Genomic DNA, 15,677 nt, shown 5'->3' with positions numbered 1-15,677 from the left:
GTGGTAGAAACTTACAAAGTTGCGGGTTGGTTTACAAACCGCTTGCCCGGTCGGGATAATCGGTAATCAATCCATCGACTCCCCATTCTTTCAGGCGTTCCATATCCTTCCGTTGATTCACAGTCCAGGGAATCACCTTGATGCCCTGTTTGTGCAACCGGTTAATCTTATCCTGACTGAGCAGTCGATAATACGGACTGTATATATCAGGAATAAAGCCAAGCTTGTCTAAATTCTTCTCAGGACTACGTAAATTTTCTACCAAAGCCGCAAGCCGAACGTTGGGATACTTTAGAGCTGGTTGGTCGCTACGTTCTGTCTGGTGTTTCCATTCTTTTAATATGGCAAAGTCAAAGCTTTGAATCACAATACGTTCGGAGGGAAGTTGCTTGATAAGAACCTCTTGTACAAGTTTACAAAATTCGGCTGGTTCGGGCTGGCTTTTGTTATATTCAGACGGTTCGCTTTTGATTTCGATGTTGTACGAAAATAAAGGCAGATTCTTACGCTTCTGGTACGCTTCCGTCTGCTCAATAACTTCGCTCAACAAGGGCTTATACGTTTTAATCTTTTGCTGGTCTGGGTAAGCCGGGTTACCATTTGAGCCTACGTCGTATTGCTTAATATCGGCATAATCCATTTGATAGAGAACCAGACGTTTCTGCTCATTTTTATCGACCGGTTTTCCACTCGGAGTTATACTAAAGGCTGAATTGAAGTAAGGCTCGTGCGAGACAACCACTTGTTTGTCTTTACTGATGACGACATCTAGTTCGAGCGTGTTAACACCAAGGTCAAGCGCTTTCAGAAAAGCAGGCACTGTGTTTTCGGGCATTAAACCGCGGCAACCCCGATGGCCTTGCAAGTCGAACATAGGTGGAGCCGGTTGAATAAAGGCACTGGTAATCATACAGATAAGAACTAAACTAAAGCGCATAGAGGTGAACCGATAATGCGTTCAAAAGTACTGATTCTTTTTTAGTTGGACTTAACCGTCGTATAGCGGGATGATTGTGATAAATAACCACTACCCCAGCTCCACTGGTTATCTTGTGCCCAATTGCTTGCTTTAACGGTTCTATGTTGACTGTCAGCGTCGTTAATGGATCGATATGCTGTTTTATCCGCTGTTGCTTTGAAAGCACGCAACGGCCCATTGTTTTGCGTGGCTATGTAGCTAAGTTGCCCGCTTGCCAGTAGAACAGTAGATAAAGCTTTTGCGTCGCCATCTACAACGAAGCCTGACACCAATGGCGACAGCGGTTTGAAATGCCCTTTTCCATTACCCAGCAGACACAACCCCAATCCGGCGTCCAGCCAGCCCGATAGCACTTCATTCGCGTAATCATTGCCGGTAAGTAATATGTCTAAGTTACCATCCTGATTTACATCAGTTGCTACTGTTCCGAACACGGGAGAGAATTGTGCTTCAATTGGTAATTCGTGCAACACCAGTGTGCCAGCCCGATTTTCTATATAAGCTGATGATAAGTACGTCGCCCGCATGATTAGGGCTTCCTCACGTTGCGCGTCGGACAAAAGCTCGTTTATTCTTGTCTTACCGTAAGTAGCAAACGTCGTTATCTTTTTTTTCAACGAAGGCACCTGATCTGTCAGGACGTCGCGCGGATGGAACGGGTATTCGCTGTCGCCATTGAAAAAACTTAGGATTGGGTCAAGCGTGCCGTTTTTGTCATAGTCGGCTGCGTACACAGAAATTGGTCGGTCAGCCGACGCCTGGAAGCGGCTATTTTTTCCTAGGTTGCCTGCAATGTAATCCATATCGCCGTCATTGTCGAAGTCGCCAGGCGTAAGACTGTTCCAAAAGCCAACAGCTTTGGCTAACGTAGGCGCTGGTAAAGGAATTAGCTGCTTGCCATTTTGGTTTTTGAAAACCGTTATTGGCATGAACTCACCGGTGAGCATCAGATCGGGCCAACTGTCGTTATCAACATCTGTCCAAAGGGCAGCACATATTAGCCCAGCTTTAGCTAATACTGGCGCTAGCTGGTTAGTTACGTCGGTGAAGCGAACTTGGCCGGTCCGACTGTCATTGCGTAACAGGTAACTTCTAGCGGGTTCAGGATACCGCTGAGGCACAATACGCCCACCAACGAATAAATCCAGATCGCCATCGTGATCGTAATCGACGGCTGTTACGCATGAACCACTAGCTGTAGTAGGAGGGAGCGCGCCTAACGCTGACTGAAAGTTGCCTTTTCCATCGTTAAGATATAGGCTGTCCTGATACCGGCTTTCATTACGGCCAAACTCGGTGCTTCCATGAACGGCGTAGAGATCAAGGTCGTTGTCGTTATCGGCGTCAAATAAGAGTACGCCAATCTCTTCGGGTTGTTTAGCGGGTCGATTCTTTCGTTTAAATGTGCTATTCGCTTGCTGGAGAAAAAACGTGCCGCCCCGATTGGCTGCTCCAGCCACGTAAATGTCGTCGAACCCGTTTCCATCTATGTCACCAACGGCTAAGCCTGGGCCAATTTGGGAGTGTTTATGAAACAGTAGCGTCTGCTGCGCCTTATAATCGACAAAGTCATCTTCCTGATGTTGAAAAACTAAGCCGAGTGGGGTTGAAATTTCTGTTAATAGCGGCTTAACGGGGGCTTGTAGCCGGAAGAATGTAGCTGGCTGGGGGCTAGCGCTACGTTCTTCTAAGGCCAATATTTGATTGGTAGACAGGTTTCGTAAAACTTGCCCCTTTCCGTTTGGCCAAAGTATTTTTAATGAATCAATTCGATTGGCCTTTCCTAAGCCCAGATGAATACCTGACTCTACGGTTGATTGATAGCCTCGTTGACGAGTATATTCAGCGTAATACACGTTTTGGTCAATCCAGAGCGCAACTTTAGCGCCCAGTCCTTCCCGATTAGTCGAATTGCCTGCCAGGCGAATCTTAAGGAAATGAGTGGATGTTGAATAGTCCCGATCATCGATGGTTTTATTTTGATAAATGAATGCTTTGTCGTTGATGTTGTTCATGACGAGGTCAAGATCTCCATCATCATCAAGATCAGCATAAGCAGTCCCATTCGTAAATGACGGCTCATCAAGGCCCCATTCGTCTGCTACGTCCGAAAATTTCAGGTTGCCATTATTATGAAACAAGAAATTAGGCTTGTAAACGGGCTCCAGGTCTTCAATCCGTTTCAATAATTGGGCACGTCTATCAGCGTCGGAGCCGAAGGTGCCAGCATCCCGGTTATAGCTGGTAAAATCAAGGTCGGTTATGTCTTTGCGATAGCCATTCGTGATTAGCAGATCGCGAAGACCATCATTGTCTAGGTCGGCAAATAAGGCGCTCCAACTCCAGTCGGTTGCGGCTGTTCCGGCCAGATAACCAATATCACTGAAGAGAGGCATGGGGTTTAACGTATCGTTAGTTGCTGGAGCTAAACCGCGGTTTAGCTGGAGTGTGTTGCGGATGTATTGTGGTTGATAACCAAGCCGCCGGGCCATTTGAAAGCGGTCGTACGGGATGGTAGAGAACATGGTTTTTTGCCGTAGGTTGTCGTCAGGCAGCATATCGACAACGGTAAGATCAGCAAGGCCGTCGTTGTTAATATCGGCCATGTCAACGCCCATGCTGTTATGGCTCTGATGCTTGAGCGCTTTCTCTATGCGGTTAGTGAAGGTGCCGTCTTTGTTGTTAACAAGCCAGACGTCGTTTGACTGAAAGTCATTGGCAACGTAAATGTCTGGCCAGCCATCCTGATTAATATCGTTAACAATCACACCTAAACCCCAGCCTTCATGAACCAGCCCAGCCTGTTTAGACACGTCTGTAAAATGGGGAAGTCCGTTTGCGGATAACCCATCATTCCGGAAAAGCTTGTCTACGCTGCGAGCCGAGCCATCATTTCTGGGGCCGGTGACATTATTCCGGTTATACACTTCCAGGGCGTTTGTCAGTAGAAAAACGTCCAGGTCGCCATCATGGTCATAATCTAGAAACGTAGCTTGTGTGGTATAGCTTGAGTCGGCAAGGCCAGCGGCCTGAGCCATTTCGCGAAATTGAGGAATACCATCGGCGTCGTTTCCCTGGTTAATGAAAAGTAGGTTAGGCACCGCATGGTCGCGCTTGGGATGAATGGTAGACACATACACATCCTGCCGACCGTCCTGATTAATGTCTGCTACGGCTACGCCTGTGCACCAGAACTGCGTTGATACGCCTGCGGACTTGGTTACGTCTTCGAATTTAAAGTTTCCTTTATTCAGGTACATCCGACTTGACACCTGATTGCCGGCAAAAAACACGTCACTTTTACCATCGCCGTTGAAGTCACCCACGCCCACGCCACCTCCGTTGTAGATGTACTCGAACTCCAGAACATTGAGTGAATCACTTTCCGTGATGGTGTTTGCAAAGTCGATGCCGGTTTGACTAGCTGGCAGCCGCTTGAAACGAGGTGAGTGATTGGTGCAGCCGACCAGCATGATAAGAAGTAGTCCGGTCAGTTTTAGCAAAGCATGCATAGCCGAAAGGTAAACAAAATCCCCGGCCGTGCGACAATGGCAAGCCGGGGATATAACTTGGGATTTATTAGATGGGCATTTTCAATAACCTGGGTTCTGGTCTTTCTGACTCAGTTTACTGTTGTTGTCCAGCTCCTGCTGAGGAATGGGCAATAGCTCTTGTTTATTTTTAACGAAGTATGAAATTGGCTCGGTTTTTAGCTTGCTTTGCGCTCTCCAGCGTAATATATCGCGGTTGCGAATCTGCTCGCCAGCCTGCTCGACACGCTTTTCGTGGACGATTGCCTGGAACACTTCGTCTTTGTTGCTAACGGGGTATTTTACCGTTGGATAAGCAGGCATAGCTACACTTTTTCGCGCCCGAATTTGGTTAAGCAAGGCTATCGCGTTAGCTGAGTTTCCTGTTTCATTTTCGGCTTCTGCCATCATGAGCAGTACCTCTGCGTAGCGAATTAGCCGCATGTTGATACCCGATGTGTAGAAGGTTTCGTTGTTTTTGTACATAGCCGTGTACTTGCGCCAGCTAATTTTCTGGGCTGTGCCATTAAACACCGATGTATTGCCCTGCACTTGCGCATCCATTAGTGTATTCTTTCCCAGGTTGTAGGTGTCGCCAATAAAATAAAAGTTATACCCCAGACGAGGGTCCGTTTTAGCATCGCCCTTAGCCGTGTGCTCATACTCGGCTAGTAAGCTTTCCGACGGGATCAGGTTGCGCCAGCCGATGGGTGAATACTCCTGGCTGCGGGTCATGTTTTCGTTCGCGCCGTTATCATTCCCGTCGGCATCCCAGTTGAAACCACCGATCAGGGAAAAACCAATTTCAAAAATAGATTCTGTATTAAACTCAGTTTCCTCTACGAAATTATCGTTGTACTCATCCGTTAGCTTATATAGGCCCGAACTGATAATTTGCTGAAGCTGGGTTTTAGCATTGGCGTAATCGCCTTTTTGCATATACACCCGTGCCAACAAAGCCTGAGCAGCACCTTTGGTAGCCCGACCAAGGTCAGCTCCTGTAGCACTGGCTGGTAAGTCGGCCTGAGCGGCTGATAAATCGGTCGTTAGGAGCGAATAAATCTCGTCTACCGTTGCTTTGGGCTTCGTGCCGTCTACCTCCGTCACGTAATCTGTATAAAGAGGCACGGCTCCCCAATTGGTCAATAAATCAAAGTAAGCCATGGCCCGCAAAAACTTGGCTTCAGCTACTACTCGCTTTGTCAAGGTTGGGTTGTCTGGCACCGTCGCTCCATTGTCGATTACTACGTTTGCCCGGTGTACAACCCGGTAAAGACCGTTCCAAACGGAAAAAGCAACCGCATTTGCGGGGGTTTGAGCACCAATCAGGATTTGGCTACGTGCCGCTTCTAACTGACCACCACCGGTGGCCACATCGTCGGAACGGAGATCATTAAGAAAAAACCATTCACGGCCGGTTAGATTGGCACTTTGCCAAACGGCATATACAGAATTAACCCCTTTGAGTAACTCATCGGCGGTTTTGTAGTAAGTGCTTGTTATGAACTGGTTCGGGTTGATTTTATTCAGGCTGTCGGTGCTGCATCCGAAGAAGAGCCCCATGGCCAGCATACCGGTTGTCCAATATGTAGATTTCATGTTCGCTTAGTTTATCCCTATTGGTTAAAAGCCTAGTTGTAGTCCGACTAAAAATGTACGAGCTTGTGGAAACTGGCCATAGTCAATGCCATTCGTCAGCGTTGGATTCGTGTTGCTGGTACGTGTTCCAACTTCAGGATCATAGCCAGTATATTTCGTGAATGTCAGCAGGTTTGTCGACGATACGTAGACGCGTGCCCGGCTGAGTGTTCCGCGTGAGAACGATTGCAATGCTGCGGCTGGAATAGAGTAGCCGAGGCTAAAATTCTTTAGTCGCAGATAGGACCCGTCTTCAATAAATCGATCTGAAGTGCGTGAGTTGCCATTAGGGTCGCCATCAACCGCACGCGGTACATCGGTATTGGTGTTGGTAGGTGTCCAGGCCCGTAAAACGTCTGTACCCGCATTGAACAACCTCAGCATTCCCTGCTCAAGTACCTTTACGCCATTATATATTTTGTTGCCTTGTACCCCCTGGAAGAACAACGACAAGTCGAACCCCTGGTAGTTAGCGCTTAAGTTCAAGCCATACGTAAACTTCGGCAGAAAGCTACCTAAATTGACACGGTCGTTGGCGTTAATTACTCCGTTGTTATCTACGTCTACAAACCGAAGATCGCCGGGTTTAGCATTGTCCTGGGTTGGTGCGGCCTTGATTTCATCGGCGTTTTGGAAGATGCCTGCTACTTTCCAGCCGTAGAAGTACTGAATCGATTGACCGGCTTCTGTGCGAGTAATGTCAGAGTTACCATAGTCAGCGTTAGCACCATTCAATAAGGGAGAAATGGTTGGTCCAAGACTCAATACTTTATTCTGAATAAAACTCATATTACCCGATGCGTTAAATCGTAAAGCCCCTTTCGTCTTGTTATAACCTAGCTGGAACTCGACGCCGTTATTACGCATGCTGCCTACGTTTACGACAGGTGATTGTGAATAGCCAATAGACGGCGCAATGGGTTGGTTTAAGATCAGACCATCGGTGTTGCGCTGATATACTTCGGCCGACAACGTAATACTGTTGTTCAATAAGCCCAGGTCAAGGCCGATGTTACTCATCTTCGTTACCTCCCAGCTCAGGTCCGTATTGCCCAAGCGGTCAAAGTAACTTCCCTGTGCTCGATCTCCGCCCAGAATTGCGTTTGTGTTCTGCGCTATCGTTACTTGCCACGCATAGTCACCTATCCCGTTGAAGCCCATGGTACCGTAACTAGCCCGCAGCTTCAATTCTGAAATGGTAGGTATATTCTTAATGAACGATTCCTCGCTAAGGCGCCATCCGGCTGATACCGATGGGAAGTTACCCCACTTTTTACCCGGTGCAAATCGCGACGAACCATCACGACGGAACGATGCCCCTACTAAGTATTTACCACCGAATTCGTAGTTAACACGTCCTAAATAGGAAATCAACACGTTTTCCGATCGATTACCACTCAAACCAGCACTTGTACTGACTATTCCGTTTAGCTCGCGAATGGTGTTAGATGTTGCCTGTCCAGTGCCAACTATTTGTAAAGTTGTGCCTGCCTGGCGCTCGGCAACGGCTACTGCGTTGATGGTATGTTTACCAAACGTTTTTTCGTATGTCAACTGGTTAGAAATCAGTGGAGAGGCATACGTCAACCGGTCGTCTGATAGGTTAGCCAAAGCGCGGGCGTTGAAGCTTTCGCTGTAGATCGGTAAGAACGAATACGTGCGAGCCGTAACATAATCGATACCCCCCCGTAGCCGATACGTCAGTCCGTCAAAAAGCTTTACATCAACATAAGCACTACCCAAAATTTTCATGCGCTGGGTTTTACTTTGGTCCTGCAAAGCTGCCCGCACCGGATTCTGAGGATCGGAGCCGTCAGACCCATCGGGACCACGATAACCGCCAGGCAGTGTCGGATCTTCGACGGGCATGTAAGGCGTCATCCGGATCATGTTCTGAACCTGCGTTCGACCGCCAGCGCTAACCTCATTGAGTTTGTCGTCGTAGGAGATTGTCAGCGTCTGCCCGAACGAGAAGCGTTTGCTGATGGTGTGGTCTGAGTTGATGCGAAAATTGCCGCGTCTATACCCCGTACCGATCATGATACCCTGCTGATTAAAGTAACCAACCGATGAGTAAAACCGGGATCGCTCGTTTCCTCCGGAGAGTTGCACACTGTGTTGAGTAATGGGTGCATTTCTGAATACCGCCTTCTGCCAGTCAGTATCTGTCTGGGCATATGTCTGAGTGGCCCCTGCGTAAATAGGCTGGTTTAGATTGCCAAATCGAACCGGAATGGGTTGACCAGCATTGGTACGTAGCGCCGTACCGTATTGGATATATTCATCCCGGTTGAGCAGATCAAGCTGCCGCCAGGCACTTTGTGTACCGACGTAACCATCGTAGCTAACACGGAGCTTACCATCGCTGGTGCCTTTCTTAGTCGTTACAATGATGACACCGTTAGCAGCTCGTGATCCATAGATAGCGGCCGAAGAAGCATCTTTCAATACATCGACTGACTCGATGTCACGCGTATCAAAGTTGTTTAAATCACTGGTCGGAAAGCCATCAATGACGTAAAGAGGATTCGCTGCGTAATTGATCGAGCCAATGCCACGAATACGTACTACAGGGGTTTCGCCCGGTGAGCCGTTCGCGACCACCGTTACCCCGGGTACTCGGCCCTGAATAGCTTGCTCTACGCTTGGCACCGGCAACTGCGTAACTTCCTGAGCCGATATTGACGAGATGGCTCCTGTTACGGAGGCACGCTTCTGGGTACCGTAACCAACGACAACAACCTCGCTGAGGGCTTTGACGTCGTCAAGCAACGTTATGTCGATCCGACTGCGGCTTGATACTGGAATTTCCTGAGAAACGTAGCCTACAAAGCTAAATATGAGCACGCCATTGTTTGGCGCGTTTAAACTATACTCACCATTTGCATTGGTGGTAGTACCACGGTTGGTGCCTTTCAGAATTACACTAACCCCCGGAATTGCCTGCCCACCTTTGTCAATTACTCTTCCATTGATATCAGCTAGAGACTTTGCCGAAGTCACAGACCAGCCAATACGCTCCAGCTTGTTAACTGTTCCGTTGGATAACTCTATAGGGGCGTTCGTTTGATCAGCAGCAGTTTTTGTTTCGATCTGCTCAATTTTTCGAAAGAGCCTGGGACTTTTGTCTTTCGCTGGTAAAATGGCGTAAAATTTTGGTTGCACTTTCCGGTAAGATAAGCCTTGATCAGTAAGCAACGCAGTTAATTCAGCTTCTACATTTTGGCTTCGCTGGTTGGTTACTTGCACTTTGGTGTCAACCAAATTTGTTGGGTATATGAATGAGACACCATAATACCGCTCCAATTGGTTTAACGCGCTTCGGAGGGTAGTTTGTCGGGTATCGACCTCACGGCTTTGGTAGGCAGAATAGCGATTGTTCGAGGCCAGTAATTGCGCCTTAGAAGGCACAACACCAATCAGGAGCAACGATACCCAAAAGAATAATTGTCGTTTCATAATCAGAGTGATTAGGTTCGTTTGATTAGAATTTTATTATTGTGTTGAGTAATCTTTAAATCAAATAAGCTGGAAAGTCCGTTAAGAATAGTTGACATGGACTGGTTGGGAATCGTACCAGAAATGGTTTGCCGCCTTAGTTCAGGATCTGCGATTTCTACCGTTACACCGTATGTATCTTTTAGTATTTGGGCTACCTCGGCTAAACTGGTTCCGTCAAACATCAGCTTACCCGTTTGCCAGGCCGACTGTGCCGCTGGGTCTACCCGTTTACAGTAATAGGTTCTTGTCTGTACATCGGCATAGACGAGGTCGCCCGGTTTCATGATCAATTTGTTCTGCGCTTGTTCACCAACATGAAGTTGGATCTTGCCTTTGTTGAGTACCACCTTTGCTCGACTTTCACGAGCCAGTACATTGAATTGGGTACCTAATACTTCAATCGTTGATTTGTTGGGCAAGTGAACAATAAAGCGCTCATGATTTTGCTGATGAGTTACGCTAAAGAAACCTTCCCCATCGAGCCATACTTCTCGCGTATGCCCTGCCGTCCAGCGAGGAGAGTAACGTAGGCGACTGTTGCCATTTAGGGTTACCAATGAACCATCGGGCAGCGTTAGTTTGCTTATTTTTCCGAAAGCAGTTTGCTGAACAAGATCAGTGGGTAATAATTTCCTGTATCCCCAGAATGCCGCTGATGCCAAGATTACTAAACCGATGAAGACAGCTGCCCAACGCATAGACTGACCTAACCAATCAAGTCGGCGAACCGGCGTTATTATAACTGTCTGATGGGATGCCATACGTGAGCGTATGGCATTTAGCATAGAATCGGCCTCGGGGGCAGCGCTATTGGGCGGAGCGTGCCAGTCGGCGGTGTTAAACTGAGTATTCAGCCGTTGTGCCAGGTACGTCTGGCCGGCATCTGTATCAAACCAGTCCAGCACTTGCTTAGCTTCGTCGGGTGTGACCTGGTTGGCGAAATACCGCTGAAGTAATTGTTCTGTCATGCGTATAAGAAAGCCAGTTGGCTCCTATACACCACTAGTTAGCAGAAGTATTATTAGAATCGAAAAAATATTTCGTGGTTAATCACAAAAGGATGATAGGAGTAGCACGAGTGTTTCAATACCGGCATGATGGCGTAGGTAATCGCGAAGGAACCGGCAGGCCTGATAATAGTGCACTTTAACAGTATTGATAGAAATATGAAGCCTGGAAGCAACCTCTTCGTTGGAAAGTCCATTTTCGGAACGAAGCAGAAACACCAGACGGCGCTGCGCTGGCAGCTGATTCAATCCAGTACGAACAACAGAATCGTATTCGTTCAAGATAAGTTGATCTTCTGTTGTCGTGTCAACGATGGCCAAGCCTGACTGTCGCTCAATATGGCGTAGTATAGCGCGTTTATCATCACGGAGTTGATTCAACACTTGGTGGCGCATGGCTGTTGCCAGGTAGTTTTTCACAGACTGCGATGCATCTAGCCCTTCCCGGTTTGTCCACAGTTTTAGGTAAACCTCTTGTAGCGAATCTTCGGCCAACACAGGATCTTTCACATACTGGATAGCGATGGCATAGAGGTAACGATAATACCGCCGGAACAACGTTTCAAACGCTACCCCATCATTCTGTCTTAAGCGAATCGTTAATTCCCTATCCGTCAGCTCCATAATTCTTACAGACTGATTCTAACAGTGGCTACCTTTACGCACGTGGCCAGACTGTTTGTAATTGGCAAATGTAAAAAAAGAAATGTCTCGATTAGGAAAAGAATACTTTTTATTTGCAGGGTGCAAATAGTAAACTTGCGTAATAAAAAGTATTCGTTCTTTCTGCCTCTATGCACTACCTTAAGCCGGTCTTAGTTTCATTACTTACCATAACACTTATTTGGGCACTGAATCGTTCATGGGGAAGCATTCCGGCGTTTGGCCCCTTGTTAAGTCCGTTTGTTGGTTTTTGGCAAAATACAGAAGTGGGTAGCGACACCGAGCAAGAAATCACTTTACAGGGTACTAAAGCCCCTGTTACCGTCTTGTTCGACGACTTGGCCATCCCCCATGTGTTTGCTCAAAACGATTACGATGCCTACTTCGCTCAAGGCTATCTGACAGCCCGAGACCGACTATGGCAGATGGAGTTCCAAACCCATGCCGCGGCCGGACGTGTTGCAGAAATTGTTGGGGATCGCGCTCTCGAGCTGGATCGTTATAACCGTCGTTTGGGCATGGGATTTGGGGCAGAAAAAGCGGTAAAAGCGATGATGGCCGACTCTCGCTCCCGCGAATCTATTGAGGCTTACACGGCCGGTATAAACGCCTACATAAAGCAGCTAAAACCAGCCCAATACCCGCTCGAATACAAATTACTGGGCTATGCACCTGAGCCCTGGCAACCAATAAAATGCGCGTACTTCCTGAAGTATATGTCCGGCGTATTAGCGCTTGGTGCTGATGACTTGAACATGAGCAACGTACTGAAGAAATATGGTACGGTTGTTACTAATGATCTTTTTCCTGACTATCCCACAAAAGAGGACCCAATTATTCCTCAAGGTACAAAGTGGGATTTTACGCCTGTGGCTGTTCCTAAAGCTCCAGACCCTGTTCTAGCAAACATAGAGTCGTTAGCCATGCGTTGGCCCGAGCATGATCCAACAATTGGCAGCAACAACTGGGCAATAGGTCCGAAAAAATCCGCAACAGGATACCCTATTTTGGCGAACGATCCACATTTAGCGCTCAACTTACCCTCTATTTGGTACCAGATTCAGCTTGTTACGCCAACCATGAATATATACGGAGCTTCCATGCCAGGCTCACCGGGTGTAATCATTGGATTTAATAAACAAATCGCGTGGGGAGTGACGAATGTTGGGGCCGACGTACTCGACTTCTATCAGATCAAGTTTAAAGACGCTTCTAAACGTGAATACTGGCATGATAACCAATGGAAACCCGTTAAACGCCGAATTGAGGTTATTAAAGTGAAAGGAAAGCCGGATGTAGTCGATACAGTCCTTTACACCCATCATGGACCGATCATGTATACGCTAGGCCAGAAGCCGTTTGCCAAGAATGTGCCGGTGGGCTACGCGGCTCGCTGGATTGCCCACGAAGAGTCCAATGATTTTCTGACGTATTATTTGCTCGACCGCGCTAAAAATTACGACGATTATAGAGAAGCGTTATCACATTATGCTGCGCCAGCACAGAATTTTGTGTTTGCCGACGTAGCGAAAGACATTGCTATTACGCCCAACGGCCGCTTCCCACTTAAATGGAAAGATCAGGGAAAGTTCTTGCTGGACGGGACTAATCCGGCTCACGATTGGCACGGCTGGATTCTGATGGCGCAGAATCCGCATGTGAAAAACCCTGCCAGAGGGTTCGTTAGCTCGGCTAACCAGTCATCTACTGATCCTACGTATCCCTATTATATTAATTGGCAATTTGCTCCTTCAGAAAGAGGCATTCGCATCAACCAGCGTCTCACTGGTATGCAAAACGCTACTATAGATAGCTTACGGCAGTTGCAAAACGACAATCTAAATCTTCGGGCGGCAAATGCATTACCCGTTTTTCTACCGCACATACAAACGAAACAACTAACCGGCGATCAGGTAAAAGCATTAACTATTATTAAAAGCTGGAAGTACAATCATGACGTAACTGAGATTGGGCCGACCATATTTACGGAGTGGTCGCGGCAGTTAATGGATGCACTTTGGAAAGACGAGTTTGAGAGCTCTGATACGGTGACTATGCGCTATCCTAGCTTCGATCGAACCCTTTCGTTAGCGCAAAAAGAACCATCGTCTCATTGGTTCGATAATGTGAAAACACCGGCCACAGAAACGATTACTGATGTTGTAACAGCAAGTTTTCGTTCGACGATCGATTCACTTGTCCGGAAACATGGGCCTATTAGTGAATCATGGCAATGGGGGTCCCATAAAGCCACTAAAATTAGTCACTTGGCTCGTTTAGACGCTCTAAGCGCCCTCAACGTACAAGTCGGCGGAGGGAGTGGCATCGTTAACGCTACCAGCGAACGGAATGGCCCTTCCTGGCGGATGGTTGTTGCCTTGGGGCCGCACCCTAAGGCATTTGGTGTTTATCCGGGTGGACAGTCTGGTAATCCAGGGAGTCCGTATTATATGAACATGATCGAAACCTGGCGTACTGGACAGCTCAATGAGCTGCTCTACCTGCAATCTCCTAAGGATAAGCACCCAAGAATTAAACAAAAGATAGTTTTAAAGTAAAGCGGTTAATAAGTCGCATTTAAGAGCGGCTTCCTAGCCGCGTTGCCCATGATACAGATTTTGCTTATTGCCCTTATTAGCTTGTTAGCTCAGCTCATACTTCCATGGTGGAGTTTAGCGATTGTTTCATTCTTAATTACTTTTTGGTTAAGTCCCAGTGCTGGTCGAGCTTTCCTGTATGGCTTTGTTGGTGTCGCCTTAGTTTGGCTCGGCTATGCTTTACTCATTTACGTTCGAAGTGATGGCACTTTCGCCGGGCGCATCAGTCAGTTGCTTCTTCAAATGAACAACTCTACCCTCTTACTACTCTTGACGGCCGTTGTAGGTGGTTTAGTAGGAGGCTTAGCCGGAGCTGCAGGCTTTTTTGTTCGACAGGCAATTAGAAATCAAATCATAAATCCTACTTCCTAAATTGTAATTCCTTCTACCTTTGTAGGATAAACTTGTAACTAACCAATTTTTTTCCCGTGAAGAATGCCTCGTTGATTCTGAACGTCATCCTGACGATTGCCGTAGCTGTTTTGTATTATTTACATTTTAAAGATCGCCAGCCTGAAGTTACCCCTGCTGTAGCCACACCGGCAGAAGCCAAAGGAAAATCTATTGTTTATGTAAACGTTGATTCGTTATTGACGAAGTACGAATATTTTAAAGACACACAGAAAGTGCTTGAAAGTAAACGTTTTCAATTGGAGAATGATCTTGCATCGAAAGGCCGTAATCTGCAAAACAAGGTGGCTTTCTTTCAGCAACGCGCTGCTACCATGACGCAGGAGCAAGGACGGGCGACCGAAGCTTCCCTTCAAAAAGAGCAACAAGATATTCTGGCATACCGTGAGCGAGCTGCACAAAATTTAGCGCTCGAAGAGCAGAATAAGAACAAACAATTATACGACCAGATTTACGATTACCTCAAGAAGGTGAACGCTCAGAATAAATATGAGTTTGTGCTGGGTTACACCAAAGGAGGAGGTATTTTATTTGCTAATCCATCCGCCGATCAAACGAAGGCTATTCTGGATGGGTTAAATAAAGAATACGAAGCAAAGCAAACTAAAAAATAGAGGTAGTCGTTAGCACTCTCATATTTTGTTGATAAGCTGGTCAGTAAGCAAGCCTTTTGTTTACTGACCAGCTTTTTAGTTTGAAGGCTCGTCATGGACTTTTGCGTACTGGTATAAACCAGTCGCTGATTTTTAATGTTCTTGCTCTTACCTGGTTACCTTTGTAGCCCTTAATTCATTATGTATAGGTCACGAATGTTACGTTGAATTCGCCGTCAATAATCTTTATTGTTGAATTGCGAACCGCTTTCGTGAATTGTAACTAAAAATACATGGCCTCTGCCTCTATCGTTAAACAAGTTGATATTCGTAATCGCCGTGCTTCGTTCGAGTATTCGTTCTTGGAGAAGTACACGGCTGGAATTGTATTGACCGGTACTGAAATCAAATCGGTTCGGCAGGGAAAAGTAAACCTACAGGACGCCTACTGCTTAATTCTGGGTGATGAGCTATTCATTCGTCAGATGAATATTTCACTTTATACGGAAGGTACGCACTATAACCACGAGCCCTTACGTGACCGTAAGCTCCTGTTAACCAAGCGGGAAATTAAACGTATTAATGAAAAACTAAAAGATCAGGGTCTAACTATAGTACCTATACGGCTTTTCACGAATGAGCGAGGTTTTGCTAAAGTGGAGATCGCGCTGGCAAAAGGTAAAAAGCTGTATGATAAGCGCGACAGTATAAAAGAACGTGATGTAGAGCGGGATCTGCAACGGGAACGTTACTAATAT

The 15,677-nt window shown here is 46.9% G+C and carries 10 protein-coding genes; 4 read left to right on the top strand and 6 right to left on the bottom strand.

The annotated features are described in order from the left end of the window. Window positions 1-31: 31 nt before the first annotated feature. The 6 genes from ACFSUS_RS16850 to ACFSUS_RS16825 form a co-directional block, all read right to left on the bottom strand. Entirely contained in the window at window positions 32-910 is an 879-nt protein-coding gene (locus ACFSUS_RS16850) for a glycerophosphodiester phosphodiesterase family protein (RefSeq protein WP_381524564.1), read from the bottom strand. Window positions 911-978: 68 nt separating this feature from the next. Next, complete coding sequence (locus ACFSUS_RS16845) at window positions 979-4,491, bottom strand: VCBS repeat-containing protein (RefSeq protein WP_381524562.1); 3,513 nt, start codon at window positions 4,489-4,491, stop codon at window positions 979-981. 81 nt (window positions 4,492-4,572) lie between these two features. Further along, complete coding sequence (locus tag ACFSUS_RS16840) at window positions 4,573-6,108, bottom strand: RagB/SusD family nutrient uptake outer membrane protein (protein WP_381524560.1); 1,536 nt, start codon at window positions 6,106-6,108, stop codon at window positions 4,573-4,575. Between the two features lie 24 nt (window positions 6,109-6,132). Next, entirely contained in the window at window positions 6,133-9,606 is a 3,474-nt protein-coding gene (locus tag ACFSUS_RS16835; protein WP_381524558.1) for a SusC/RagA family TonB-linked outer membrane protein, read from the bottom strand. 11 nt (window positions 9,607-9,617) lie between these two features. Continuing rightward, complete coding sequence (locus tag ACFSUS_RS16830) at window positions 9,618-10,616, bottom strand: FecR family protein (protein WP_381524556.1); 999 nt, start codon at window positions 10,614-10,616, stop codon at window positions 9,618-9,620. Between the two features lie 78 nt (window positions 10,617-10,694). Continuing rightward, the gene (locus ACFSUS_RS16825) at window positions 10,695-11,279 is read right to left on the bottom strand and encodes an RNA polymerase sigma-70 factor (RefSeq protein WP_381524555.1); all 585 of its coding nucleotides are present in this window, start codon (window positions 11,277-11,279) and stop codon (window positions 10,695-10,697) included. A gap of 170 nt (window positions 11,280-11,449) precedes the next feature. Here ACFSUS_RS16825 and ACFSUS_RS16820 point away from each other — a divergent pair, with 170 nt between their 5' ends. The 4 genes from ACFSUS_RS16820 (at window position 11,450) to smpB (ending at window position 15,674) form a co-directional block, all read left to right on the top strand. After that, window positions 11,450-13,876 (top strand): penicillin acylase family protein, encoded by a 2,427-nt coding sequence (locus ACFSUS_RS16820; protein ID WP_381524553.1) that lies wholly within the window; start codon window positions 11,450-11,452, stop codon window positions 13,874-13,876. A 48-nt stretch (window positions 13,877-13,924) separates the two neighbouring features. Continuing rightward, window positions 13,925-14,287 carry a hypothetical protein gene (locus tag ACFSUS_RS16815; protein WP_381524552.1) on the top strand — a complete coding sequence of 121 codons (363 nt, stop codon included), beginning with the start codon at window positions 13,925-13,927 and terminating at the stop codon, window positions 14,285-14,287. A gap of 56 nt (window positions 14,288-14,343) precedes the next feature. Next, window positions 14,344-14,940 carry an OmpH family outer membrane protein gene (locus ACFSUS_RS16810; RefSeq protein WP_381524551.1) on the top strand — a complete coding sequence of 199 codons (597 nt, stop codon included), beginning with the start codon at window positions 14,344-14,346 and terminating at the stop codon, window positions 14,938-14,940. A 272-nt stretch (window positions 14,941-15,212) separates the two neighbouring features. Next, on the top strand, window positions 15,213-15,674 hold the full coding sequence (smpB, locus tag ACFSUS_RS16805) for an SsrA-binding protein SmpB (RefSeq protein ID WP_381524549.1): 462 nt from the start codon (window positions 15,213-15,215) through the stop codon (window positions 15,672-15,674). Window positions 15,675-15,677: the final 3 nt, after the last annotated feature.

This window comes from Spirosoma soli (assembly GCF_042684525.1).
Taxonomy (GTDB): domain Bacteria; phylum Bacteroidota; class Bacteroidia; order Cytophagales; family Spirosomataceae; genus Spirosoma; species Spirosoma soli.
This window is presented reverse-complemented; position numbering and strand designations above follow the sequence as displayed.